The following is a 24,511-nucleotide window of genomic DNA, read 5'->3' as shown; positions in this document are numbered from 1 at the left end:
TGAACTTGGAGTAGAAGCTAATGGCAAATACAAAGTATCTTGTAGAGATGAAGGGGCTGCACAAGAGCTATGCAGGCGGCGTAAAGCCGGTGCTGCAAGGTTTGGACATTAGCATGTGCCCTGGTGACCGTGTTGTCGTGATTGGGCCGAGTGGTGGAGGAAAAAGCACGCTGCTACGCGTATTGATGGGGTTGGAGGATATTGATAAAGGCCAGTTATTGTTCCAGGGCAAAAACTATATTACGACGGACAAGTACGGAAAAACCGTAATTGATAAGGAGATCCGTCGTAATATTGGAATGGTTTTCCAGCATTACACATTGTTCCCCCACCTCAATATCCTTCAGAACCTGACACTCGCACCGATCAAGGTAAGAGGTGAATCAAAGCAGTCGGCAGAACTTCGAGCGCGCGGTTTGTTGACGAGATTCGGGTTGGAGGCAAAGGAAAAAGCCTATCCAGCTCACCTGTCTGGCGGGCAGAAGCAACGGGTCGCCATCGCCAGAGCTTTGATGCTTGATCCAAAGCTAATGCTGTTTGATGAAGTTACTTCAGCTCTCGATCCCGAGTTGGTTGCTGAGGTAGAGCAAGTCATTATGCATTTAGCTGAACAGGCTATGCCTATGGTGATAGTGACTCACGATATGCACTTTGCCAAAAACATCGCCTCCCGGGTGATCTTCTGCGCTGGCGGCGTAGTGGTCGAAGATGGGCCTCCTGAGCAGGTACTCGGTAGGCCGAAGGAAGCTCGAACGAGAGAGTTCATTCAGCGAGTCTTTCATATTGGCGAGACTGAAGGAGTCGGACGTGAACTATCAATTTGATTTGTTCTTCATCGCGAATGGGCTCTGGCCGCTGCTCAAAGGGTTAGTCGTAACCCTTGAACTCACCGTAGCGGCGAATATCATCGGATTGACCCTGGGTTTCGTAATTGCGCTATTGGTTATGAGCCCCAATCCAATTCTTCGCTGGCCGTTTACCCTGTTCATCGAGTTTTTCCGCTGTACCCCTGCGCTTGTCCAGATCGTATGGTTTTTCTACTGCATACCAATCATCTTCGATGTTTACATAGACGCACTGACGATGGGGATTTTGGCGATTGGACTCAACCTTGCTGCGTTCAACGCGGAAGCGTACAGGGCGGCCATCCAGGGAGTTCAAAGCAATCAATACGATGCAACTGTTGCTCTGGGACTTTCTCCGTTTCAACGAACTGTGTATGTGGTGCTTCCGCAAGCATTCCGTTCGGCGTTACCTGTTTTGGTTGCAAATGGCATTGGTGCATTCCAGCAAACTGCGCTGGTCGCAATCGTCGCCTTGCAAGATCTTATGTATATGGGAAAAATACTAGCCACCGACACTTATCGACCTATCGAGGTGTTTACCGTTATCGCTCTTATATACTTCGCAATATCGTTTCCTATATCTCAGCTCGTAGAATACATAGAGCGCCGCCGTAAAGCGGAAAACTCGTGAGGATGCGGCCATGGAACTAGATTTTTCAGTAATCTTCGATTACAAGGCTGCGTTGCTTTTCGGCCTTTTGTTAACTCTAAAGCTCACAGCGATCTGCGTTGTGTTGGGATGCGCTTTAGGTTTTTTGGTCGCGATTGCGAGGAGCTCAAAAAATAAGATCCTCTATGGGGTCAGCACCGTCTATGTCGCTCTGTTTCGTGGGACACCGGTTTTGATCCAGTTGTTTTGGATGTTCTTCTGCCTGCCTTTAGTGCTGGGTATAGAATTATCGAATCTGACTTGCGGGGTTATTGCGCTGACATTGTATATGGCCGCCATCACAAGTGAGACGTTCCGTGCATCGTTCAGCTTCGTTAGTAAAGAACAGCATGATGCCGGTATCGCCCTGGGGCTGACTTACCGTGTGCATACGTTGTACGTCCTTCTTCCACAGGCGATGCTCAGAGCTGCACCAACGCTCTTGTCTAATTGCACCAGCCTGTTCAAGGAAAGTGCGCTCGTATCCGCAGTTGGTATGGCCGATTTAATGTTTGTCAGTCAAAACATATCTAACCGTACAGGGCACCCAGTGGAGCTTTTGACAGCAGCGGCAGTAATCTATTTTGTTATTGCATTTCCTATTACCCGGGCAGTTACTGCCTTGGAGCGGAAAATTCTGCATACCATGGCTATTTAGTTGAGCAAGAAATAAACACTTTGTAACGATTGATAACAGTTAATAATTTAAGCGCTCGTAGCGAAGTAGGATGACTATGTTTAATGGCGATAGACCTTTCATTAGCGGACAAGAATCTGAGATCGACCATTCAATGTGGTCTGCGACTGGTGGGGCAAAGCCAGAAAGCGTGATCCTTGCACGGCAAGAGTCGTGCGATGTGTTGATCATCGGTGGCGGCTTTAACGGTGTGACGGCAGGACTCCACTGTGCGGAGCGCGGTGCTAAGACGATATTGGTTGAGGCCCAAGAAATTGGTTCTGGTGCGAGCGGTCGGAACGCTGGGCAAGTGAATCCTGGCCAGTTCCTCTCGCCCGAACAAATCCTCCGCGCGTTAGGCCCCGATTATGGCCAGCTCTTCTTGAAGGAATTGGGTAGCGCCCCAGACGTCGTCCGTCAGTTGATACGCGATTACGATATTGATTGTGCTGCTGACGAAAGGCCTATCATCCGCTGTTCAACGTCTCCTCAGAAAACACGAGAACTCGAAACCCAGGCCTCGGATTGGCAAGCCTTGGGCGCAAATGTTCAGATGGTCTATGGCTCTGAACTCGAAGAGATGAACGGATCGACCCGATACAAAGCTGCGCTGATCGATCATCGCGGATTTACCCTTCAACCGCTTGCCTACGTTCGCGGGTTAGCGCGAGCCGCAGTTGCCAGAGGTCTTAGAATATCCACCGGCTCTAAAGTGACATCCCTGGAGCCTTCAGGTAACGGATGGGTTGCTACCACCGGCAATACGACAATAACAGCCGACAAGGTCATTCTCTCAACCAACGCATACAGCAACGATCTGGTACCAGGCTTTAAAGAGGAAATTATGCCTCTTGGTGCTTTTGGTATCGCCACTGCAGATCCGCTACCTCCTGAGTGGAGAGAGCGAATTTTGCCTCACTACATCGCCATGTGGGACACCCATAAGATACCGCTTTGGTTCAGATATGACCCGGTAGGGCGTCTTCATGTTGGATCTATTGGATTCCTTCCCATTCATTCGGAAGGGGATAACTGGGTAAACCGTGCAATGAAGTTTGTCTACCCATTCGCGCCTACATTCAAATGGGGCTATCGGTGGTCAGGCACGCTTGGCCAAACGGTCGACAGATTGCCGCATCTCGTTGAACCGCGCCCGGGCATCTTTGCAACCATCGGATGTAACGGGCGAGGCATTGCGCCAAATGCTTATTTCGGAAAAATGCTGGCTAAAATCGCACTCGGCGAGGATGTAGTCACACCGCTGCCACTGAAACAGTCCGCTAAGTACCCTATGCGGGAAATTGCATTAGAGGCATATGACGCTGGCATTCGTTTCTATCGTAATACATTGCTTTTTACGTAATCAGTAACGGAAAAAAATCGTGGCTTTGGCGGTCTCCTGAGGCGCTGAAGTCACAGCCAGCTTAGATGTAGGAAATTTATTCTAACATTCTTGAGTTTCTTAGAAGTTTTTTTAGTTTTTTATGCGCTAAGCATTGAAGAATGGAAACTGATTTTGGTAAAGGAAGAATACACTGACTTTATCGAACCAATTGGCGAAATAGCGATATGCGTGCCTCCAGTCGGCCGCTTGCAACGAGATGACCTATATTTCGGATCTATGTAGATAGGTGAAGAAAAATGAGTGTGAAATCAACAGAGTACCGTGCTCTAGATGAGTTGGCTTCCAGGGTGCAAGCCGATCTCCACGTTTTGCGTTTTCCCCATGATCCCTGGGTGCTGCCTAAAACGCACTCTAGCGGCGAGCATGTCTATGACGTTGCCATCATCGGGGGAGGTCAAGGCGGCTTGGCAATCGCTGCGGGCCTAATGCGCGAGCGGGTTGATAATATCGTTGTTTTTGATCGTCAGCCCAAGGGCCTTGAAGGCCCGTGGAACAATACCGCGCGTATGCGTACTTTGCGTACTGTAAAGCACTTGCCTGGTATTGATGCAACATTAACCAGTCTTGCACCTCAAGCGTGGTACACAGCCAAGTACGGCGAAGAGGCTTGGGAGCTGTTGAACAAAATTCCGAAAGAGGACTGGCAAGAATATCTCACCTGGTGTCGGGATACTTTGAAAATTCCAGTCGAGAATCTTACTGGGGTATCGAAGGTCATTCCCGAGGACAAACTGTTTCGACTGGAACTAACCAGATTCAACGAGCAAGGGCAAGCACAGGCTCATGATGTTGTTTATGCTCGCAGAGTGGTTGTTGCAACAGGTGTTGATGGCAGTGGCGCATGGCATGTACCTAAATTCATCTCATCGGCATTGCCTAAAGATCGATACGCGTCTTCAGGAGAGCATATCGATTTTTCAAAGCTCGAAGGGAAGAAAATCGCTGTTCTTGGTGCTGGTGCATCTGCATTCGACAACGCTTCTACCGCGCTGGAGGCTGGTGCTTTAGAAGCGACCGTCTGTATTCGACGTAAGGATATACAGCGAATCAATCCCCAGATATGGATGGCGAAAGCAGGATTTCTCAATCATTACGCTGATATGGATGATTGCCTGAAGTGGAAATACATGCGGCATATGTTCAGGTACAACATTCCAGCTCCCCAAGACGCCTATAATCGCTTGTCAGGTTTAGAGGGCGCAGGCGTTCGTACTAATGCAGCTTGGGAAGGGGTCAAGCTCGTAGTTGATGGCGGAAAGGAGCAAGTTGAAGTCACCCTGGCGTCTGGAGATAAGCTAAAGGTTGACTACTTGATAGTTGCCGTCGGCTTTGTTAATGACTTTTCTCTACGCCCAGAGCTTTCAAGTATTGCTAATGACATTGCGCTCTGGGAAGACAAATATAATCCAGCTCATGGGGAGGAGGATGCTCAGATTTCCAGTCATCCTTATTTAGGCGAAAATTTTGAGTTCGTCGAAAAACGGCCCGGGGAAGCTCCATACATTTCACGGGTATTCAATTTTACCTACAGTGCACTTGTAAGTATGGGACTTTCCGGCTCGGCCATCAGCGGCTTTAGATATTCAGTTCCTCGTGCGGTACGTGGTATTACAAAGTCGCTATACCTTGAGGATGCTGAAGAAATTTATAATAAGTTCACCGATTATGCCGAGTTTGAGATGGTGGGAGTCGTCCCCTTCAATAATTCAACTCAAATTAGCAAAGCTTTCGCTGATTGAATTAGGTGTCGTTGGTTACCTTGTCAAAGGTATCGGCAATCGATACCTTTACTAATAAAGAATTTTTAATTGTTGTTATTCTTAACAAAGGATAGTGGGCTTTTATGAAAAATATTTCCACTTTGTTGGCTCCTGCAGCAGTTGGCCCATATTCCCAGGCAGTCTGTCATGGCGAGTATCTATTTGTTTCGGGACAGCTCGGCATTGACCCTTCCAAGGGAGAGCTAGTGGCGGAGGATGCCTTGCTTCAGATGAAGCAGTGCCTGAGTAATATTTCAGCAATTGCTGAGGCAGCGGGTACCGATATTTCAAAGACAATCAAAACAACAATAATGGTCACAAACTTAAGTGATTTTGCGAAGTTAAATGACGTATATGCTACCTATTTTTCTTCTCCATTCCCTGCTCGTGCCACATTCGAGGTTTCCGCACTACCAAAAGGAGCCCTCGTAGCAGTAGACGCGATTGTCGCGCTGGACTGAATGTTGAATCAGTAGCCAAATACAGGATATTTATGAATCTTAATCTCGGAAATCAGGATAAAGACTGGACACGCTGGGCAATCGGCGTGTTGCATGGGGACGCCAATCGTTCTGCCGATACACATCTGATTCCTCTAGATTTTAACGGCCTACCTGGGATATCGATTTATCTGAAGGATGAGTCTACTCACCCTACAGGTAGCTTGAAGCACCGGTTGGCAAGGTCGCTTTTCCTGTATGGCATCTGCAATGGCTGGATCAAGAAAGGTACTCATTTGATTGAGGCATCTTCTGGTTCAACAGCGGTTAGCGAAGCGTATTTTGCTAAACTATTAAAATTGCCTTTTACTGCAGTAATGCAGCGTTCCACAAGCTGCCAGAAGATCGACGCTATCATCCGACTAGGAGGAGAATGCCACTTTGTTGACAATCCTGCATCGATTTACATGGTTGCCGAGCAACTAGCTCGTGACACTGACGGCCATTATTTAGATCAGTTCACGAACGCGGAGCGAGCTACGGACTGGCGCGGCAATAATAACATCGCAGAAAGCATATTTTCCCAAATGGCGATGGAGCAGGATCCAGAGCCGACTTGGGTGGTCATGAGTGCCGGTACTGGAGGTACTTCTGCCACAATCGGAAGGTATATCAAGTATAAACACCTGAATACTCGACTTTGCGTCGTTGACGTTGAACACTCCGCCTTTTACGAATCCTACGAGAGTGGAAATAAGGGCAGCACGTGTGTGACTCCGTCCAGGATCGAAGGTATCGGTCGACCTAGAGTTGAGCCTTCGTTCATCCCCGATGTAATTGATCACATGATCAAGATTCCTGATGCAGCCTCACTTGCTGCGATGCATGTGCTTTCAGAGCGGCTATCGCGTCGCGTTGGTGGCTCTACCGGAACGAATTTCTTCGGCGTATGTTGCATAGCCGAACAAATGCGCTCTCAGAAGCAAACGGGATCAATCGTCTCGGTTATTTGCGATTCAGGTGATCGCTATGCTTCCACCTATTACGATACTGACTGGCTTAAAGAAGCCAATATTGACATAAAACCATACGAGGAATATTTGAATAATTTCCTTGATGGAAAGAGTTTAGACAAATCGTTGATCAGTCTTTGCAAAAATGTACGGAGCGATTAGTTAGGTATCAATTGATCCATATTTATTTATGCTGGTGTCTCTTATGCAGTGTTTCAGAGATAGGCATCTGGCGCTTTGATTCCAGATGCCCACAACGTGTTAACCCACGAGCACTTCGCTGATCTGAATGATGGGCTTAATGCTGGTGTAATTAGCTATGTCCGCCCCTATAGCCTTGGCATGCGGCCCAAATGCGACGGCAAATGCGTCGAGCGATTCGAAGAATAGATGGCCTATCGCAATGTAGGCCGGATCGCTTTCAGGTATTGGGCCCTGAAGGCCTTTTTCAATGGTGAAGTGACTGCAGGCTCCGGCCATCTTCTCGTGAATCATTGTCATATGATGATCACGATAGTAATCAAAGTCGAAGGTGCAGCCAGCTTCATTCGGGTAAAAAATGCTTACGTCGATCATAGGGCGTATTCCTGGTTCAGTGATTTAATGGCGGTAGTACCAACAGGGCGTTCGCCTGAGATGGTTGTTCGATGCATTACGCGTAAATGACCATCGTATCCACCGTCTGCATTGTGCAGCGTACAGCGGTTGTCCCACAGGGTAAGCATGTTCGGCGCCCACCGGTGACGGTAGACATATGTGTCCTGCACCATGTGCTGATACAAATAACTCAGCAGCGCCGTTGATTCTCCATGAGTCAAACCCTGTATACCCTGCGTGTAGACAGGGCTCACGTAGAGGGATTTGCGACCCGTTACGGGATGTACACGTACCAGCGGGTGTGGCCAGGTTTTGTCGGCGTCTTCACTGACCACAATCTTCATTGAGCGTGCTTCAGTCTCTTTTGCGAACAGGCCGTTTTTACCATAGGGCATGCTCGCAGAATGTATCGCGACGAGATGATTCAGAAGTCCCTTCATGGTCTCAGAAAGGTCATCGTAGGCACGGTAGCCATCTGCAAAAAGCGTATCGCCACCCACTGGTGGAGTGATCTTGGAATGCAGGATGGTGCCCGCCGGTGGATGTTCTTGAAAGCTCCAGTCTGAGTGCCACTGCGCACCGAAATTGACCGCCTTTTCATCAGGCTCGCGCCTGAGTTCTAGAATATGTGGGTGGGCCTCCATCGGAACGATATATGGGTCTACTCCGAACTCACCAAACTGAAGCGTGAACGCCTCTAGTTGTGCGTGGGAGAGCGGCTGATCCGGGAAGAAAATTACTGAATGCCTGGCCCACGCTTTCTTAACCTCTTCAAGCACAGCCGCCGTGAGTGGCTTATCAATCGAAATACCAGTAACCCTGGCTCCAAAACCGTGAGCCTCGGGTTCCACCTGAATATGCCTAAAGTTGCTGTCTATCATCGCAGTCCCTTCTCTCGTTTTTATAAACAAATCACAGGATGACCGTGGAGCGATTCTCTAATGTCAGTCCTGTGCTGTCGTTGCTACCGTGCGACAGAGAATTGATCTGAGATGCCAATACCTTTAGCGGTGGTTTCCCCCTTTTGAACTGTCGTGTCGTAACAAATCTTTGGCGCGTGGTGCCATTCACGCAAATTCCCCACCCACCCACACTGGGCCAAGCTGCGCAGCGAATGCGCCGCAAATGATCAATAAAAATCCCGGAAAGGGCAGGGAAGGGGACGAGCGATGAGTGATTACGATCTGAGTTTTAAGCGTGCGTTGGCCCGTGGTGATTTAGACGGCAGGTTCGACACGATCGTTATAGGTTCTGGCGCAGGCGGTCTAAGCACAGCCGCATTGTTGGCTCTCGAAGGCCAGCGCGTTTTGGTGCTAGAGCGCCACGCGGTGTTGGGCGGTTGCTTGCAATCCTTCAAACGCCAAGGCTTCGAATGGGACGTAGGCCTGCACTATATGGGTGAGGTACATCGCAAAACGAGTGGCCTCTATCGCCTTTTTGACAAAGTCTCAGGCGGGCAACTTGAATGGGCGTCCATGCCCGAAAACTACAATCGCATCATCGTAGGTGCCAATAGCTACGATCATATGGCCGGTGCAGAAGCCTACAAGGATCGACTCAAGGACTACTTTCCGAAGGAGGCGCGCGCGATCGATCGTTACGTAGAGCTAGTGGGTGAAGCAAGCCGGGCTGCGAAATCCTTCTTCGGAGAGCGGGCATTGCCACGTTCAGCTTCTGAGGCAGCGTTCAGCAGGGCTCAGACTGCATTCATGCCACTTGCACAGCGCACGGTGCAGGATGTTCTGGACGAATTGACTGACAACGCTGACCTCAAGGCTGTCTGGTGTGGGAACTACGGGGACTACTGCAATTCCCCAGCGGAGGCCTCTTTTGCGATCCATGCCATGGTCTTCAGCCATTACATCGATGGTGCTAGCTACCCCGTTGGCGGCTCGCAACGCATCGCCACAGCAATGGCCGACACTGTCCGTGCTGCAGGAGGAGCTTGCCTGGTGGCGGCAGAAGTTGTGAGCATCGAAATATGTAATGGTTGTGTGGTGGGTGTACAAACCGCTGATGGAAGCCAGATTCGCGCGGACAGAGTCGTCAGTGCGATTGGTATCTCTCAAACAGTACCGCTTCTGGCTCATGCTGATCCTGAACTGAGCCAGCCTTTGGGCGAGGTAAGTAAGAGCATTGGTACCACTCAATGTTTTGCTGTGCTTAACCTTGGCATCGACATCGCAAACGCTGATCTGAAAATTCATCCAGCCAATCTTTGGGTGCATCCAAGCAACGATCTTCCAGCGAACCTCGCACGGTACAAGGCCGATCCAGAGGGGCAGCCCATGCCTCTGCATTTCATAGCCCACCCATCACTGCGGGATCCGAGTTGGCCTGACCGTCATCCTAAGCAGAGCACGATGGATATATGTGGCCTGACTGATTGGTCAGTGTTCGAGCGTTTCACTGGCACGAAGTGGAAGCACAGAGGTGCAGAGTACGAGGATATGACGGCAAGACTGAGCGAAGACCTCATGGCCGTAGCGTTAAAACATTATCCTCAGATCGGCAGAAGCATTGCTCATGCCGAGTTGGCTACACCTCTAACCTTCAATCACTTTCTAAACCGTAGCCACGGTAATTTCATGGGATATGAGCAAACACCGCTTCGTTTTGCACAACGCTGGATGCGCGCACACGGCCCTGTTAAAGGGCTGTACTTCGGCGGACAGGATGTGACGGCTGCCGGAGTCAGTGGCGCGATGGTCAGTGGGCTGGTTGCGGCGAGTGCCGTTCTTGAACGTGACCTTTTTCGGGAGCTTTAGCCCTCGAGTTCGCACCGGGTCGACTTGGCTTCACAGGTCGTATTTTGATGATCGGAGCTCTTAGTACTGTTGATTGCAAGAGCCTTTCCTTCAGCAAATAAGCTACCTACCAACTCATGCCGCAGTGCACTAGGTGCCTTACCGAAGTGACCTCGCACAGCATGCGAAAATGCGCTGGGCTCAGCATAGCCCAGCCGTTCTGCCAGCATCACAAGCGGCAGATCAGGATCAGCCAGGCCCTCCAATGCCTCGCTCATACGCACCGCTTCCAGTAATTGGCGGAAGGATGAACCGCGCTCAGCCAATCGGCGCTGAAGAGTACGCCTGCTGAGATCCAGCGAGCGCGCTACGCTGTCGCAATTCGCTTCCGAAAATCCCTGCGCGGCGATGGCAGCAGTCACGTAATCAACGAGCGTGTCGGAGCGACCCTGGGTTTTAAGCATCGCCTCTGCGCGACCGAGTACGATGCGAAGCAGGGTTGGATCGGCAGCCTGCCAGGGTGAGTCCAGCAGTTCAGCGTCAAATACGATACGAGCGTGCTCTACTCCAAGAGCGACGGGACATTCAAAATAGGGCCGATAGCGCTCGGCTAAATATGGGGCAGTGCCAGGTAGCTCAATTCGGGTTGGCCTGCGGTCAGCCGGCATACAGTTATAGAGAAGACGCATATACGCGGCAAACAGCGAATCTAGTTGGGCGGGATGCATCGCGACTGGGCTAGGTGTTACGTGGTAAACCAGCTGAACGCCATCGTTGGAAGCCGGTTCAGTAAAAAAACGACCAGAGTTGCTGACCAGTTGCTGCAGTCTGACAGTGTGGGCGAGCGCCTGACGTAATGAACTGCTGTGCATCAAGACCAGGGCAACGACGTTCATCGATTGCAACGGGAGTGCAATGCCAACCTTCAAACCGAGTAGTGGATCCTGCGAAAGGTACATGGCACGTTGCCAAAGCCTTCTCACCTGTACGAGTTGAAGCTGTCGCGTAGACGCTACGTCTTCTAAGTGTTGAGCCCAAGGCGCTCCCAAACGGGAAGGATCGATACCTTGCCGAGAAAGTTCCTCGATGACCCCTACAAGCCAAGTGGCACTGACGGTGAGAGGTCGAGTCATTTTATGCCCGTTAGCCGACGCGCTATGCGTGGTTTGGAAGAGACACGCCGCTGTACGGGCGCAGTATTGCTACTGTGAATTCGAGTTCAGCAAAGTAATACGATGATTATTTAGCACGACTGATGCGGATATTCCACGGCTATCGTGGACGCCTTTCGAAACGGAGTGAGTCGGTGATCTAGGGGAGGCGAAGGGGGATGAGTTGCATGGCGGGAGTGCAGCGACAAAGTGTTTTGCTAACGGGCAGTTCGTGGCTGCCCGTTAGTGGTTGATGTGCGGATCAGATTTTTACGGGTTCACCTAAAACGTGCATCAGACGATTCGCCCATCCGAAGATGGCCGTTGCCAGTACCAGGTCAACAACCCCGAGCGTGTCAAAGCCAAGCTCCTTCAATGCATTGGTATGTTGGGCTTTTAGCGATGGAGGTGACTTGGCCAATTCCACTGCAAAGTCGAACAACGCTTGGGAGCGCTCGTCCAACTGTGCCTCGGCTTCATCAGCAAAGATTTTTGCAACCAGCTCTGTACTTTTAGTCAGCTGATTGTATCGGGCACCGTGTACTGCAGCGCAGTAAACGCAACGGTTAACGATCGAAGAGCCAATTGCCCCAAGTTCCCGTTCAGCAGGAGGAAGTCCGGCGCGGCCATACATGATGGCGTTGAACAAAGGAGAGCGTACCGCAAGCGATTCGGGATCATGAGCAAGGGTGAGCACATATTCCGAAATCTTTTTGCTCGATGGGGTCACCTTCATCGCATCGAGCTGTTCTTGACTAGCGGTTTCCAACTCTACTGGTTTGATGTACGGCGACCAGTGAGGCACTGATACGGTGAAATTATGCACGACCTGGCTCATTGCATGTCTCCTGCGAGTTTGAATCCTGCTACGACGCGAAGCTGGTAGTTAACGAACGCGAGCACCTCAGTTAGCCTGACGATATCCGGCTCTGAGATCCCGACTGCCTTCAACGCATCGATATCTTGCTTAGTAGCTTCTCGCGGTTTTCTGGTGACCAGATCTGTGAATCGGATGATCTCCATGAAGCGCTCGTCCCCGAATGCAGCCTGCTCAGGATTGGCGGCGACATACAGGTTTTCATCACCGCCTGCGGTCTCAAGGCACGCATGGTAATGATCAGCCAGTTCCTCAGAGTTGCTCAGCCGGGCGATTCGTTCAGCAAGGGCTGCGCGTTCCGCATGCGAGAGGCCGCCTGGTTCCTTTGGAATGATCACGGCATCATGGCTCGCTTGACTGAGTGCCATGATCTCTGCCCGCTCAGCAATCGCCAGCGCTAGGGGAGAATTTTCGTTAGCGCCGACAAGACGCTCGATGATATTTGGAGTCAGCATATAAGTTCCGATAGTTAGCGACGCGTTATTTCTTGAGTGCAGCAATTCTCGGTAACAAAACTAAAAAATCGTATTTGCCAAAACTTAAAGAACGCTCGCGAGCGAAACGAATTTCGTGGTCATGAAAGCGTCCAGTGCGCCAGGCCCACCTTCGGTTCCGTATCCTGAATCCTTGACCCCGCCAAAAGGATGCTCGGGCAGAGCAACGCTGTGATGGTTGATCGAGATAGCACCAGATTCGATACCGTTGAACAGCTTGTTGGCTGAGCTAAGCGATCGCGTATAGGCGTACGCAGAAAGACCGTATGGCAGTCTGTTCGCTTCCTTGATGGCTTCGTCGATGTCATCGAACGAGTTGATTATTGCAATCGGGCCGAAGGGTTCATCAACCATGGCGAGGGCGGACACCGGTACGTTTGTCAGAACAGTAGGTTCGAAAAAGTAACCTCTATCGCCGATGCGGTTGCCGCCTGTTTCTAGCGTCGCTCCACGCGACACAGCATCCGCCACGAGTTCCTCAGTCGCCTTAAGGCGGCCACGGTGAGCCATAGGGCCCATATTTACCTGCGGATCGAGACCGTCGCCTACCTTGATTGCTCGTGCGCCGTCTACGAAGCGGGTGACAAACTCGTCGAACACTTTTGAGTGAACCAGGAAGCGGGTAGGGGATACACAGACCTGCCCCGCGTTTCGGTATTTGGCAGCGACGGAAATCTTCACAGCTGTAGCGATGTCCGCGTCGTCCATAACGATCACCGGTGCGTGACCGCCGAGCTCCATAGTAGATCGCTTCATATGAAGCCCCGCGAGGCTCGCAAGCTTTTTGCCCACTGGAGTCGATCCGGTGAAGGTGACTTTCCGGATCGAGGGATGAGCTATCAGACACTCGGAAATCTGCCCTGAATCGCCAAACAGCAGGTTAACTGCGCCAGGCGAAACACCTGCATCCGCAAATGCTTTAACGAGTTCGACAGCACACGTTGGTGCTTCGGTTGCGCCCTTCAGAATGATTGAGCACCCGGCGGCCAGAGCACCTGCGACCTTTTTCACAGCTTGAATGAGCGGGAAATTCCATGGGGCGAAACCCACAACAGGCCCGATAGGCTCCATCAAAGTAAACTGATGAATCCCTAATGCACGGGAAGGGATGACACGACCGTATGCGCGTCTGCCTTCTTCAGCATGCCAATCGATTGTGTCTGCGGTCGCGGCGACTTCACCCATCGCCTCTGCCAAGGGCTTTCCATGCTCAGTCGTGAGAACAAGAGCAATATTTTCTGCGCGTTCCCGAATCAGGTTTGCTGCCTTGTGCATAATCGTTGCGCGATCAAGTGCAGATACTTGCTTCCAAGTGGCAAAACCTTTTTCGGCAGCGATTGCCGCATCCTCGATGTCAGCCAAGCTAGCTTTCGCAATGAGTCCGATCTGCTCTTCTGTTGCCGGATTGATTACGGGGATCGATTCATTGGGATGCGTGTTACGCCATACACCGCCAATAAACAATGGTATTTGTTCCATGATCACCTCTCATAGTTGCTAATGGTTTCAACGTCCCACGGCTTGGCTAAAAACTCATTGTGGTGCTCAGCTACAAGCTATCAACGACACATGGGCTTCAATAAAATATAGGGCATCTCCCAACGAAAAATTTTCCGTATTTTTCAAGAAGAGGCTCGAATTTAGAATTTGTTTCCAAAAATTATGCGGTTTGTAAAAAAATTATTTAATCGATGCGTCTGGTACGATTGCGCGCCTACTACATGGGTGTTTCTGACCGTAGTCGTTCAGAGGTAAACAGGGAGGAATATCTCCACAGCAGGTACACCAGGATTAAAGCGTGCGTCTGGCTGCTGTCGTTGCGACTGAGCCGGACGCACTAGATATACCGAAGAGCGATTAGCTCGCTACCGGCGTGCGCATGGTGACGAACTCTTCGGCGGACGTCGGATGCACGGCGATGGTTTCGTCGAAATCGCGCTTGGTCGCGCCTGCCTTCAAGGCAATCGCCAAGCCCTGGACGATCTCGCCGGCATCCGGCCCGACCATGTGACAGCCCAAGACCTTGTCGGTCTTGGCGTCCACCACCAGCTTCATCAAAGTGCGCTCCTGGCATTCGGTCAGCGACAATTTCATCGGCCGGAAATGGGTTTCAAAGATCACCACTTCGCGCCCGGCCTCTCGCGCCTCTTCTTCGGTCAACCCGACGGTGCCGATGTTAGGCTGGCTGAACACTGCCGTCGGAATCATCTTGTAATCCACCGGGCGATACTGCTCAGGTTTGAACAAGCGCCGAGCAACGGCCATGCCTTCAGCAAGTGCGACCGGCGTGAGCTGCACGCGACCAATCACATCGCCCAGGGCCAGGATCGACGGTTCAGCGGTTTGATACTGTTGATCGACCTCGACAAAACCTTTCTTGTCGAATTTGACGCCAGTGTTTTCCAAGCCCAGGTTGTCGAGCATCGGACGTCGACCGGTAGCGTAGAACACGCAGTCCACCTCAAGCTGACGACCATCCTTGAGGGTTGTTCTCAGGCTGCCATCGGCTTGTTTGTCGATGCGCTCGATGTCGGCGTTGAACTGCAGATCCATACCACGCTTGGTCAACTCTTCCTGCAAATGTTTGCGTACCGCACCGTCGAAGCCGCGCAGGAACAGATCACCGCGATACAGCAGCGTGGTCTTGGCACCTAGGCCGTGGAAGATCCCGGCGAACTCCACGGCAATGTAACCACCACCGACCACGAGAACGCGCTTGGGCAGCTCTTTAAGGAAGAATGCCTGATTGGAACTGATCGCATGTTCGTGCCCCGGAATCTCGGGGATCTGCGGCCAGCCACCGGTAGTGATCAGAATGTTGTTGGCGGTGTAGCGCTCGCCATTGATCTCGACGGTATGCGGATCGACGATTTTCGCGTGGCCCTCATGCAAGGTGACACCGCTGTTGATCAGCAGATTGCGATAGATGTCGTTCAGGCGATTGATCTCGCGATCCTTGTTGGCAATCAGCGTCGCCCAATCGAACTTCGCCTCGCCCGAAGTCCAGCCAAAACCTTGCGACTGCTCGAAGTCTTCGGCGAAATGCGCTCCGTAGACCAGCAGTTTTTTCGGCACGCAGCCAACGTTCACACACGTACCACCCAGGTAGCGACTTTCGGCCACAGCCACTTTCGCGCCAAAACCGGCGGAGAAACGTGCAGCCCGCACACCGCCGGAACCTGCACCAATTACATAAAGGTCAAAATCATAGGGCATTTTCAATCTCCGTGGCAGGCAACCAGAGTGATGACTTGGTTGGCTAATAGCGGGCCTGACTGTCGTAGGAAGTCAGCAACTCATCGAGTACAGGCCGCGTAGGGTTACCTGGAAATTTCCAGAGGTTGATCGAAACCTACCATTCGGTTGGTATGCTGGCAATGACTAGCCGATTTGTTTCATCGTATGAGGGGTATGGGGGGGGAGGAGAGGGGGCGGGCTGCGAACTTAGAAACCAATTAGCACTCAAATTCGCCAACTCTCGTCGACATTTATATCGAACACTAGCATGAGCAGTGACGCCCACATCAGGTGGATATGTTAGGTGGCTTCTGTCCCGGATGAGCGATACAGTTCCGATGGGAAGTCATAAGCATGAGTTGAATAACACGCCACAACCACGGGCTAAAATTCCTTATTTCGGAATTATTCCATGGTCTATTGCATACTTTATCAATGCAGCAGGTTTGTCTATGTTGAGTTTGCGTCGAATACTCACACGATGGGTTTCTACAGTCCTGACGCTGATATCCAGTACTCGTGCTATTTCCTTGTTGTTCAACCCTTGGATAATTTTATATAAAACTTGGTTTTCCCGGGGCGTTAGTGTGTTGGTAGTACCATCATCTAGAAGGAACTTTTGTGCGATTTCAGGACTGTAGAAGGTACCTCCATTTTTAATTGCTTCAATCGCAGCGACAATCTCTCTTGAGGGTGCATTTTTCAATACATAGCCACTCGCGCCGGAGCGTAGGGATTCACTTACATACTCTTTGCTGTCATACATGCTGAGTATGAGCACCTTCAGGGTGGGGTACTTGTCGCGTATTTGTCGCGTCAGCTCAAGACCGTTCATGTCGGGAAGGTTGATGTCGACCAGCAGAAGATCTGGATTGCAGTGCTCAACCATCACCATAGCATCCTCGCCATTTTCAGCCTCACCAACCACGGTTACAGTCGGAATGACGGATAGTAGAGCCCTGATCCCATCGCGCACTAAGGTGTGATCATCGACCAAGGCTAAACGGACTTGTGTTGATAAGTTCATTAAGGGTGCCCACCGTTATCGATGTAGATAAGTCAGATTTTCTTACAGGGAATACTCATGGATATCACGACATCCAGCTTGCTCCGGCCAGGTGCTGATGCCATATGAAATCCGGCACCAAAGTGCTCGAGGCGCTCGCGTATGTTCCTCAATCCGATCCCAGCATGGCGACGCTCAACTTTAACAACGTTAGCCGATGCCATCGTCGATAAACCTCAACCTCCGAGAGAAACTTGTACTCATAATTATCAAGAGCATTATCGACCTTGAACTTCTTTTGGTCGCAACTTTCTCTCATCGTTGTGTCGATTCACTATCGCAGGAAAGTGGTATCTCTCTTTCTTGTTCTCTGGCTCCTTTTGATGTCAATATTTAACATGTGAGTAGACCTGGTAATGGCATTTTCAGCGGGAAGCAAAACCTAGGATTACAGATATCTAGAGCTCCAGGCGGTAATGCATGACGCTACATAATCCGCATCCTGATTGTTAGTAAGCAAGTGGTCTGCCGAGTCGAGAGAAATGAAGCTTTTTGGGTGTTTAGCTGTCAGGTAAATTTTTTTGGCTTGCTCTATTGAAACAACGCTGTCCACCGGGGAGTGAAAAACGAGCAGTGCGCGTCGTAGGTTACCGATATTTGTATCCTGCTGTTGGGCTTCAATATCATCGAGAAACTGTCTTTTTATAGTAAACTCTCTTCCGGCCAGCATTACTTTATATTCACCAATGTCTCTGATCGCTTCTACGTGACCTTTGAACTGCTTCATTACATGGGCCGCTTCAGCAGGGGCACCGATTGTCACCACGCCCTTTGCCTCTGGAATGTGCTTCGCCGCCGCTATGACTGCGGCTCCACCCAAACTATGGCCAATCAAGATGGATGGAGACTGATATGTATCACGCAAATACTCCGCTGCCGCTACCAGGTCGGCAACGTTGGAGGAAAAATTGCTGTTGGAGAAGTCGCCATCACTGCTGCCTAGGCCTGTGAAATCAAACCGGAGCACAGCGATATTATTGTCGACTAGCGCTTTAGCAATTCTGGCGGCAGCTTTAATATCCTTTCCACAGGTGAAGCAGTGAGCGAACAATGCGTAGGCTCTGGGCGACTCCGGCGTTTCAAGCAGACCTGACAGGCTTATGCCCTGGGGGTTTCGGAACGTTATCTTTTGTTTGCTCATGATGAATTTTCCTTGAACGGCTCTACTACTTGGTCTGTGAACCGGTAGGCGCAGGATTTTCTCTGCCAGATGCTTGTGCACACACCTGCTCAAGGGCTGCTTAAAAGCGCCGCTTAGCAATCCAGCATAAAGGGCAGACGAAATCTGAACACACATAAATTTGAATCGGATTTTGCGACTTTCTCATGTCAGACGCTCTCGGTCGTGGCAGCCAATCCTCAGGTTTGAACAGCGGACGGACTGCCTCAGTAAGAGCCTATCTTCAGATAAGCGCTCCCAATTACTCTTTGTCGAAGGCGTCCAGCACGTGAGTGCTGTAAACCAGAGCCGCGCCGGCGTTCATGTTGATTGCTACACCCAAGGCTTCAGCAACCTCTTCAGCAGTTACGCCAATTTTCTTGGCCTCAGCAGCGTGGAATGCGATGCAGCCATCGCAGCGAGTAGTCACTGCTACAGCTAACGAAATCAGCTCCCGCGTTTTGGCATCCAGGTGGTTTGTTTTTGCGCCGGCGCCCCCTAGGGAAGCCACACCTTTCATGGTCTCTGGAGACAGGCCATTCAGCTGTACCAGGCGGGCGTTGATGTCTTTACGAGTTTGATTCCAATCTTGCATGGGATACTCACTTGGGCGTGGCGCCCTGTAGGTTTACGGGAGGAAGTTGTGAACTTGAGTGCAATCTACCATCTAGATGGTAGGCTTTCAAGGGAGGACGCGATACCCGGTTGGATCGTATGTGGACTGGGGGCGTTGCAGAGGGGAAAGGAGAGGGCATGCCGATGCCGAATACACACAGTTGCCGAGATGTCACTGACCCAGTCTGACTCCACGCAAACCACTGCCTGTGCTGGATTTGTGCTTGTTGGGCGGCGGGTGAGTCTTGCTTCTGCACCTGAATAGGCGACACGTAACCCGCATCGTCAAGAGGGTCTAAGGTTCATAGAGACATCCCGCACTTCTGAAGGAACGACTCATGCCCAGATCTTTGGCGACTGTTGAGATCAAAAAGGACTTCACATGAGTAAGTATCTGATCTTGTTGTTTGTTGGTACCGCAGGTTTTGTTCAGGCGCAATCCATATGCTCTGACGCATGGTACCAGGCGATCGACAAGAAACTGCCGGCTGCCGATGCGCAAGGACACGGGCCGGATGTAGGCTCCGACGAATGGAAATCGGTGATCGAATTCAAGTTAGGAATTCGCGGTGGGGCAAACGTTCCTGAACGAAGCTCTGAAAAGTGGTGCCAGTACATTGATCAGCAGACCCAGGCGATGCAGCCGACTGGGAGCGGCACCGAAAAATCGCTGACGGCCAGTGTGAAATCTGGCCCTTCTTACGATTGCGGCAAGGTGGAGCCCGGTGGTATCGAAGCGATGATATGTAAGGACAAGGCCTTATCCGCACTTGATCGCAAGCTGTCGGAAGTTTATGCCAGTGCGAGTATCAAGGCCGGCAACGAGCATCCTCCCACGCTCAAAGCTGAGCAACGTGGATGGATCAAGGGGCGCGACGACTGCTGGAAGAACGATGACGTCCGCGCATGCGTACGCATGGAATACCAGCGCCGCATCGCCGAGTTGCAGGCACGGTATCGACTGGTATCGGGCACAGGGCCTGTTTATTACGAGTGCGACGGCAACCCTGCTAACGAGGTTACTGCCATGTTCTTCAAAACCGATCCGCCGACATTAATCGCCGAGCGTGGAGATAGCGTATCGCTGATGTACCAGCAGCCAAGTGGCAGTAGCATCAAGTACCTTGGGCGCAATGAGTCCCTTTGGGAGCATCAGTCCGAGACGATAATCACTTGGGGATATGGTGCGCGCGAATCACATTGCAAAAGGAAGCCTTGAGCTGGGCGGGTAAGGGGGCGTGCTGAAACGCAGACGGAAAGGCGACTTGTTGGGCTGCGGAGCTAAAGCTAATTTGCCTATCGCTCCTTCGGGCTTAAGCCCGGCTCGACCCCAAGTCTTCTCACGCCCTGGGCGAGTCACGGAAGCGCATTACGACTGCCTTATTTCACCTCGGCGTTGCCAAGCTGTCCGCTATCCCAGGTTTCAGTGAGCTCATCTATTCGATCTGCGATATGAGCCGTTTTTGAAAGAACTAGGCATCGCGTATTGCCGACAAATTCCTCAATCAAATACAGCGAGTCGCCAACATCAAGCTCCAGCTCCTGTAGTGCTTCATCAGGAATCCGTATTGCGCCGTCGCCGTCCCATTCTTCGATGGTGATTTTCATAGGTGGCTTTCTCACGTGTGGTCTCCATTGCTTTGAACCGGCAAGCCGCTCCTGCCTGTAGATTCTCAGTGGCACGTTTTACAGATCCGGATAATCATCAAGCCTAAGGCTAGGAGTACCCCCGTCCTCTGGCTTGCGCTTAGGCGTGTGTATCACTCCTGTTTCTGCATCTGTACGCATTTGCTCGAGTTCTCTGTGAAATGCTTTGTCCTGAACCGTGGGTTTGCTGATGTACGGCTTTCGTTCAGGTACTGGCTTGGCTGCATAAGTCGTTACCGCGTCTGGGTCGTGCTGTAGTTTTTCTTGAACTTGTGATTCCAGCATCGCACGTAGCGCGTCTTTGTCGGGACGATTAAGCAATTTGGTACTCCTAGTGGGCAGTCAGGAACTGAGTGTTCGATTGGCTCATTGGCTGGATGATGAGAGCGGAATCGTCGATATAGATTGCGGAATTGCAATAATGGATTAACAGCCACACAAGCATGTGTGAGCCTACCAAGCCTTAGCAGCAACCGCCTGTGGTCAATGACGTTATCAAGTGTGAAATGGAAAATACAGATCGCATGTCTCAGCCTCCCGCTGGGAGACGGCCTTGGTTTCGCGAGGCCGGCTTTCAAGAAGCAGCAATTACTTGCAGTTGCCTGCCTTTCGATATCCTGCCGCTTGGGCCTCAGATTCTGACGTGAAGGAGACCTGATTTTTTTCAGACACCTGACCATAGCCAGGGCATCCCAAGGCGAGGTGATACACCTGGCTTTTCCTATTGCCTATGATCGTCCCTACACCGGCCGCACTTGCTAGAGTTGTTTGGGCTACGGCTCGCGTAGGGCTATCAGGAACGGCGCTAACCACCCCGTCACCAACTGCCTTGTATCCTTGCGACCATCGACGCTCGCCAGTCACGAATGGATTGGAGTGCCCCATGATTGCTGCAATGCGTCGGTCTCGCTCCTTCTCCCAAGACGAAACCGGGTACTGTTTGTCCCAGGCCATCAGTAGCTGTTGCTGTTGCCGAGACATGCTCAGGCTGTATCTGTCGAACATGTAGAAGGTTGTCCTGGCGACTAACCCTTTGACCTCGTCACGTGGTTCCGCAGCTCGTTGATCGAAATCAACCCGCGTCTTGCATTGCCCATACTGCGGCGCTACCCCGGAGGCCATGCCGTAGTTGAAATTACTACGGTCGCCATTCACCTCCCCAACAGATGGGTAGAGGTTGAACAGGTCTGCCTCCATTGCTCGAAACACGGGATCATCGTCCACACAGTGCTCTCGACCGCCATTCTTCCAGCATTGGCGTTGATTACCGAATGTCCAGGCAGGAACAATGTGTTCCCACTCAGTCCGCTCAGCACGGCTCTGCTGTTTCCTGGTTTGATAGCCGCATGACTCAGCATCGATACGACCGCCTGATATGCCAACCCAAGTCCATTTGCAGCCGCAATACAATTCGCCCATGGAGCTGTTCGCCTGGTCGAGGTAGATTTTTTGCTTGGCTATGACCTTGGCTTCGGAAAAGGTCGATGGAGGACTTGCGAAGGCGGGGGTAATTACTGAGAGGGCAAGCGTTACTACGGACAGCAGTTTTTTCATTGGAAAGCATTAGCAAGTTAGGGGGGGCGCATTGTACTCACGATGCCCCACGCCCATCGCAGCATTTCTCAGATAAACGCAGCCTCGATAAATGCCTCTAGCGCCTTGTCTTCCAGTATCTCGATAGAGAAGTGCCCGAAGCGCTTGGGCAACCAGATGATGCGTGCCCCGGACGGAGATTGCAGGTTCGCGCGAGCCAATGGTTCTCCATTTTCGTCTTCTGGCTGAACACCGGCGACCATCAATTTGTCATAGGCTTTCTCGATGTCCGGTGTCGAGTAGCAGTGGCGGTAAATCATCCCTTCACCCGAAGAATCCAATAGCTCTTTCAGGTTCCCCGCCAACGGCTGTACCAGCATGAAACGCTCTTGGCCGATCAGCGCAATCGCGTAGCGCACGTGCAGACCACCTCGTTCCCAGACGAGCGTTTTGGAGATCCTGGCATTAAGTATCTGTGCGTAGTAAGCACAGGCTTCGTCGAGATTATTAACCAGTACATCTACGTGACTGAACTTCAGATCCATTGCAGCCCTCCTGTTGAACCGGCGTCCATGGAAGAGGCCAGCGTAGCAGGACGCCTAGCACTAAGCCCTCGAATCGGAGACTTAAATGCATGCGCTCTTAAAGGGGGTAGATAGATTGTGTGTTTACAAACAGCTGCGGTGCCCGCAAATAGAAAACCCCTGAAACCATAAGGAGTCAGGGGTTTAGAAGTAATGGTGCCCAGAGACGGAATCGAACCGCCGACACGGGGATTTTCAATCCCCTGCTCTACCGACTGAGCTATCTGGGCCGCGGCGGAATTAAACGTTTTTTACGGCCGAGGCGTCAAGCACGAAATCAAAAAAAACCAATTAATACCTATGCTTACGTTTATCCGTAATGTGGAAACCTCAAAAATCGTGAGCTGGAGGTGGTTATCTGGCTCAGGTCATAAGCGAGTATGAAGTCACCCGTGCAAGGACTGGGTTCGAGGTGTCCCTTGGAAATGCTGGGCACGAGAGTAGAGACAGAAGCAGTCCTCTATCTGATCGGTCGACCACCTACACGAACGGCACTGCTCATGCACAAAGCTATGTCGTAACGATGAAGGTTACGACAACAGGTAATCAGAAAACTCTGGATGTCCTGATCAGAAATGACGTCGTTATCAACTACACCTTTAGCGAAGGCCCATCTCCAGGATCGACCGTAGCGACTCAGTAAACGAAGACACCTTCCAGTTACTGGTCTAAAGCGAGTGCTCAATCGGCTGCTGGCCCGCTTGAATTTTTTGCCTTAAAAACAATTTATCTCGTCATGACTCGCTATCTTCAGTTCAGGAAGGAAATCGATGATTTACCAATGCAATGGATGCAACAGGACGACCTTTGAGACAACGTGCCCTTGGTGCATGGGCTCCCAAGTTTCGCCGTCTTCAGAGCTCACTTTGCGGCACCTCACTCCTCTGGATCCGTCGTTCTACCCGGATTTCCAATACAGATCCAAAGGCCTGATAAAAGACTTTCTCGGTAAAAAGAAGGAGCAAGCTCAGCTCAACGACCTTCTGAACAACGTGTTGAGAAAATATGCGGAGCTGAAGCAGCCTTACTTCACAAACTTCATTCATACCACTCGTGAAAGCGCGGGGGGCAGTGAAGACGCGGGCGTGCCCGGCCCGCGATTGGAGGGTGTGTACAGCGAGAGGGAGCTTTTCAGGGAGGTCTTGATCCGCAAAGGCTTTGACGAGCTTGAAGGTCTTCCATCTCTCTTAGACAAGTTGCTGCAGACCACAGCCTTCAACTCTGCCTACCTGGGTTTCTCAAGAGAGCTGACACGCCACATTCGAGCTGATCTGGCCGACACCTTACGTTCCTGGATTGAAGAGGCCGGGACAACGTTCAGGTCTGACTTGGCCTTGTTCTACTACTACCTTTGGGAAAATGACGTTCCATTTCCCAATGTCCAGTTCAATCCCCAAGCAGCCTCCACATCTGGTGTACCACTCCTTCCGCTACAGGCTTTTCGAAATGGCTTGAGCCTTTGTGAGGAGATTTATTTCGACATTCTCGTTGAGCGGCTGGGATCACAGCTCGAGCATTTCAATCCGAACCAATTCATCACCATGTACCTAGTGGATGCCATGGACGGGTTTCAATTCGAAGCCTTCCTGGTTGAGATTTTTCAGACCATCGGCTACGACGTAAAAGAAACCAAGAAGACTGCAGATCAAGGCGCTGATCTATTCGTCAGCCGCTTCGGCAAAAACATGGTGATCCAGGCCAAGAACTACTCCGGCTCCGTAGGCAACGCGGCGGTTCAGCAAGCCATTTCCGCAAAAGCCTTTTATGGGTGCGACGAGGCCATGGTCGTTACCAACTCCTACTACACGAAGTCAGCAAAGGAATTAGCCAGCACAGCGGGCGTCCGTCTGATCGACCGCGATGGGCTTCAGAGCTACCTAGATGACTACAACCAGAAGCTAATCGAAATTTTCCAGGCCGAAGGAGGCGATCAATAAACTCTAGCGGGCCTATCCACGAAGCAAGCAGATCTACCCAGCACGGCACCTTGAGACAGTATTTCGAGTTGATAGGATC

Annotated in this window: 24 protein-coding genes, 1 tRNA gene and 1 pseudogene; 10 read left to right on the top strand and 16 right to left on the bottom strand. The window is 51.2% G+C overall.

Annotated features, from left to right (window positions below):
- Positions 1 to 20: 20 nt before the first annotated feature.
- The 7 genes from AC1D1M_RS06590 to AC1D1M_RS06560 all read left to right on the top strand — a co-directional run bounded on the left by AC1D1M_RS06590 (position 21) and on the right by AC1D1M_RS06560 (position 6,950).
- Entirely contained in the window at positions 21 to 824 is an 804-nt protein-coding gene (locus AC1D1M_RS06590; RefSeq protein ID WP_477775011.1) for an amino acid ABC transporter ATP-binding protein, read from the top strand.
- The gene (locus AC1D1M_RS06585; protein ID WP_477775010.1) at positions 808 to 1,476 is read left to right on the top strand and encodes an amino acid ABC transporter permease; all 669 of its coding nucleotides are present in this window, start codon (positions 808 to 810) and stop codon (positions 1,474 to 1,476) included. Before AC1D1M_RS06590 ends, AC1D1M_RS06585 begins: the two co-directional genes overlap by 17 nt.
- A 10-nt stretch (positions 1,477 to 1,486) precedes the next feature.
- Positions 1,487 to 2,152 carry an amino acid ABC transporter permease gene (locus tag AC1D1M_RS06580; RefSeq protein WP_477775009.1) on the top strand — a complete coding sequence of 222 codons (666 nt, stop codon included), beginning with the start codon at positions 1,487 to 1,489 and terminating at the stop codon, positions 2,150 to 2,152.
- 70 nt (positions 2,153 to 2,222) lie between these two features.
- On the top strand, positions 2,223 to 3,533 hold the full coding sequence (locus tag AC1D1M_RS06575) for an NAD(P)/FAD-dependent oxidoreductase (protein ID WP_477775008.1): 1,311 nt from the start codon (positions 2,223 to 2,225) through the stop codon (positions 3,531 to 3,533).
- 278 nt (positions 3,534 to 3,811) lie between these two features.
- Positions 3,812 to 5,314 (top strand): FAD-dependent oxidoreductase, encoded by a 1,503-nt coding sequence (locus AC1D1M_RS06570; protein ID WP_477775007.1) that lies wholly within the window; start codon positions 3,812 to 3,814, stop codon positions 5,312 to 5,314.
- Between the two features lie 104 nt (positions 5,315 to 5,418).
- Complete coding sequence (locus tag AC1D1M_RS06565; protein ID WP_477775006.1) at positions 5,419 to 5,796, top strand: Rid family detoxifying hydrolase; 378 nt, start codon at positions 5,419 to 5,421, stop codon at positions 5,794 to 5,796.
- A 32-nt stretch (positions 5,797 to 5,828) separates the two neighbouring features.
- A complete protein-coding gene (locus AC1D1M_RS06560; protein WP_477775005.1) occupies positions 5,829 to 6,950 on the top strand; it encodes a PLP-dependent cysteine synthase family protein in 1,122 nt (373 codons plus the stop codon).
- A 99-nt stretch (positions 6,951 to 7,049) separates the two neighbouring features.
- On the opposite strand, the gene AC1D1M_RS06555 is transcribed toward AC1D1M_RS06560, so the two are convergent.
- Positions 7,050 to 7,364: an EthD family reductase gene (locus tag AC1D1M_RS06555; protein WP_477775004.1), complete on the bottom strand. Its 315-nt coding sequence runs from the start codon at positions 7,362 to 7,364 to the stop codon at positions 7,050 to 7,052.
- Positions 7,361 to 8,266, bottom strand: coding sequence for a TauD/TfdA dioxygenase family protein (locus tag AC1D1M_RS06550; RefSeq protein WP_477775003.1), 906 nt, complete (start codon positions 8,264 to 8,266; stop codon positions 7,361 to 7,363). Before AC1D1M_RS06550 ends, AC1D1M_RS06555 begins: the two co-directional genes overlap by 4 nt.
- A 288-nt stretch (positions 8,267 to 8,554) precedes the next feature.
- On the opposite strand from AC1D1M_RS06550, the gene AC1D1M_RS06545 reads away from it, so the two are divergent.
- Positions 8,555 to 10,153 carry a phytoene desaturase family protein gene (locus tag AC1D1M_RS06545; RefSeq protein ID WP_477775002.1) on the top strand — a complete coding sequence of 533 codons (1,599 nt, stop codon included), beginning with the start codon at positions 8,555 to 8,557 and terminating at the stop codon, positions 10,151 to 10,153.
- Here the strand turns inward: AC1D1M_RS06545 and AC1D1M_RS06540 are convergent.
- The 9 genes and pseudogenes from AC1D1M_RS06540 to AC1D1M_RS06500 form a co-directional block, all read right to left on the bottom strand.
- Entirely contained in the window at positions 10,150 to 11,265 is a 1,116-nt protein-coding gene (locus AC1D1M_RS06540) for an AraC family transcriptional regulator (protein WP_477775001.1), read from the bottom strand. The genes AC1D1M_RS06545 and AC1D1M_RS06540 overlap by 4 nt on opposite strands.
- Before the next feature lie 280 nt (positions 11,266 to 11,545).
- Entirely contained in the window at positions 11,546 to 12,121 is a 576-nt protein-coding gene (locus tag AC1D1M_RS06535; RefSeq protein ID WP_477775000.1) for a peroxidase-related enzyme, read from the bottom strand.
- The gene (locus AC1D1M_RS06530) at positions 12,118 to 12,615 is read right to left on the bottom strand and encodes a CMD domain-containing protein (RefSeq protein ID WP_477774999.1); all 498 of its coding nucleotides are present in this window, start codon (positions 12,613 to 12,615) and stop codon (positions 12,118 to 12,120) included. The genes AC1D1M_RS06535 and AC1D1M_RS06530 overlap by 4 nt, the downstream gene beginning before the upstream one ends.
- A gap of 84 nt (positions 12,616 to 12,699) precedes the next feature.
- Positions 12,700 to 14,133 (bottom strand): NAD-dependent succinate-semialdehyde dehydrogenase, encoded by a 1,434-nt coding sequence (locus AC1D1M_RS06525; RefSeq protein WP_477774998.1) that lies wholly within the window; start codon positions 14,131 to 14,133, stop codon positions 12,700 to 12,702.
- 378 nt (positions 14,134 to 14,511) lie between these two features.
- The gene (gene gorA, locus AC1D1M_RS06520) at positions 14,512 to 15,870 is read right to left on the bottom strand and encodes a glutathione-disulfide reductase (protein ID WP_477774997.1); all 1,359 of its coding nucleotides are present in this window, start codon (positions 15,868 to 15,870) and stop codon (positions 14,512 to 14,514) included.
- A 415-nt stretch (positions 15,871 to 16,285) separates the two neighbouring features.
- Positions 16,286 to 16,918 carry a response regulator gene (locus tag AC1D1M_RS06515; RefSeq protein WP_477774996.1) on the bottom strand — a complete coding sequence of 211 codons (633 nt, stop codon included), beginning with the start codon at positions 16,916 to 16,918 and terminating at the stop codon, positions 16,286 to 16,288.
- A 32-nt stretch (positions 16,919 to 16,950) separates the two neighbouring features.
- Positions 16,951 to 17,146, bottom strand: a pseudogene (locus AC1D1M_RS06510) (cache domain-containing protein); the annotation flags it as partial.
- Positions 17,147 to 17,345: 199 nt separating this feature from the next.
- Complete coding sequence (locus AC1D1M_RS06505; protein WP_477774995.1) at positions 17,346 to 18,098, bottom strand: alpha/beta hydrolase family protein; 753 nt, start codon at positions 18,096 to 18,098, stop codon at positions 17,346 to 17,348.
- A 280-nt stretch (positions 18,099 to 18,378) separates the two neighbouring features.
- Positions 18,379 to 18,711: a carboxymuconolactone decarboxylase family protein gene (locus AC1D1M_RS06500; RefSeq protein ID WP_226299699.1), complete on the bottom strand. Its 333-nt coding sequence runs from the start codon at positions 18,709 to 18,711 to the stop codon at positions 18,379 to 18,381.
- A 402-nt stretch (positions 18,712 to 19,113) separates the two neighbouring features.
- On the opposite strand from AC1D1M_RS06500, the gene AC1D1M_RS06495 reads away from it, so the two are divergent.
- Entirely contained in the window at positions 19,114 to 19,950 is an 837-nt protein-coding gene (locus AC1D1M_RS06495; RefSeq protein ID WP_477774994.1) for an MliC family protein, read from the top strand.
- A 161-nt stretch (positions 19,951 to 20,111) separates the two neighbouring features.
- Here the strand turns inward: AC1D1M_RS06495 and AC1D1M_RS06490 are convergent, their stop codons facing one another.
- From AC1D1M_RS06490 to AC1D1M_RS06470, 5 genes are all read right to left on the bottom strand, one after another.
- Positions 20,112 to 20,339, bottom strand: coding sequence for an AbrB/MazE/SpoVT family DNA-binding domain-containing protein (locus tag AC1D1M_RS06490; protein WP_477774993.1), 228 nt, complete (start codon positions 20,337 to 20,339; stop codon positions 20,112 to 20,114).
- A gap of 78 nt (positions 20,340 to 20,417) precedes the next feature.
- Positions 20,418 to 20,699, bottom strand: coding sequence for a hypothetical protein (locus AC1D1M_RS06485; RefSeq protein WP_477774992.1), 282 nt, complete (start codon positions 20,697 to 20,699; stop codon positions 20,418 to 20,420).
- 267 nt (positions 20,700 to 20,966) lie between these two features.
- On the bottom strand, positions 20,967 to 21,932 hold the full coding sequence (locus AC1D1M_RS06480; protein WP_477774991.1) for an endonuclease: 966 nt from the start codon (positions 21,930 to 21,932) through the stop codon (positions 20,967 to 20,969).
- 68 nt (positions 21,933 to 22,000) lie between these two features.
- Positions 22,001 to 22,456 (bottom strand): VOC family protein, encoded by a 456-nt coding sequence (locus tag AC1D1M_RS06475; RefSeq protein WP_477774990.1) that lies wholly within the window; start codon positions 22,454 to 22,456, stop codon positions 22,001 to 22,003.
- Positions 22,457 to 22,649: 193 nt separating this feature from the next.
- Positions 22,650 to 22,725 (bottom strand) — tRNA-Phe (locus AC1D1M_RS06470).
- 540 nt (positions 22,726 to 23,265) lie between these two features.
- Between AC1D1M_RS06470 and AC1D1M_RS06465 the strand changes: the two genes are divergently transcribed.
- A complete protein-coding gene (locus tag AC1D1M_RS06465; protein WP_477774989.1) occupies positions 23,266 to 24,432 on the top strand; it encodes a restriction endonuclease in 1,167 nt (388 codons plus the stop codon).
- Positions 24,433 to 24,511 lie beyond the last annotated feature (79 nt).

The sequence above is a fragment of the Pseudomonas sp. P1_F7 genome, from assembly GCF_056405655.1.
The sequence above is the reverse complement of the archived record's forward strand: the minus strand, read 5'-3'. Positions and strand labels throughout refer to the sequence as shown.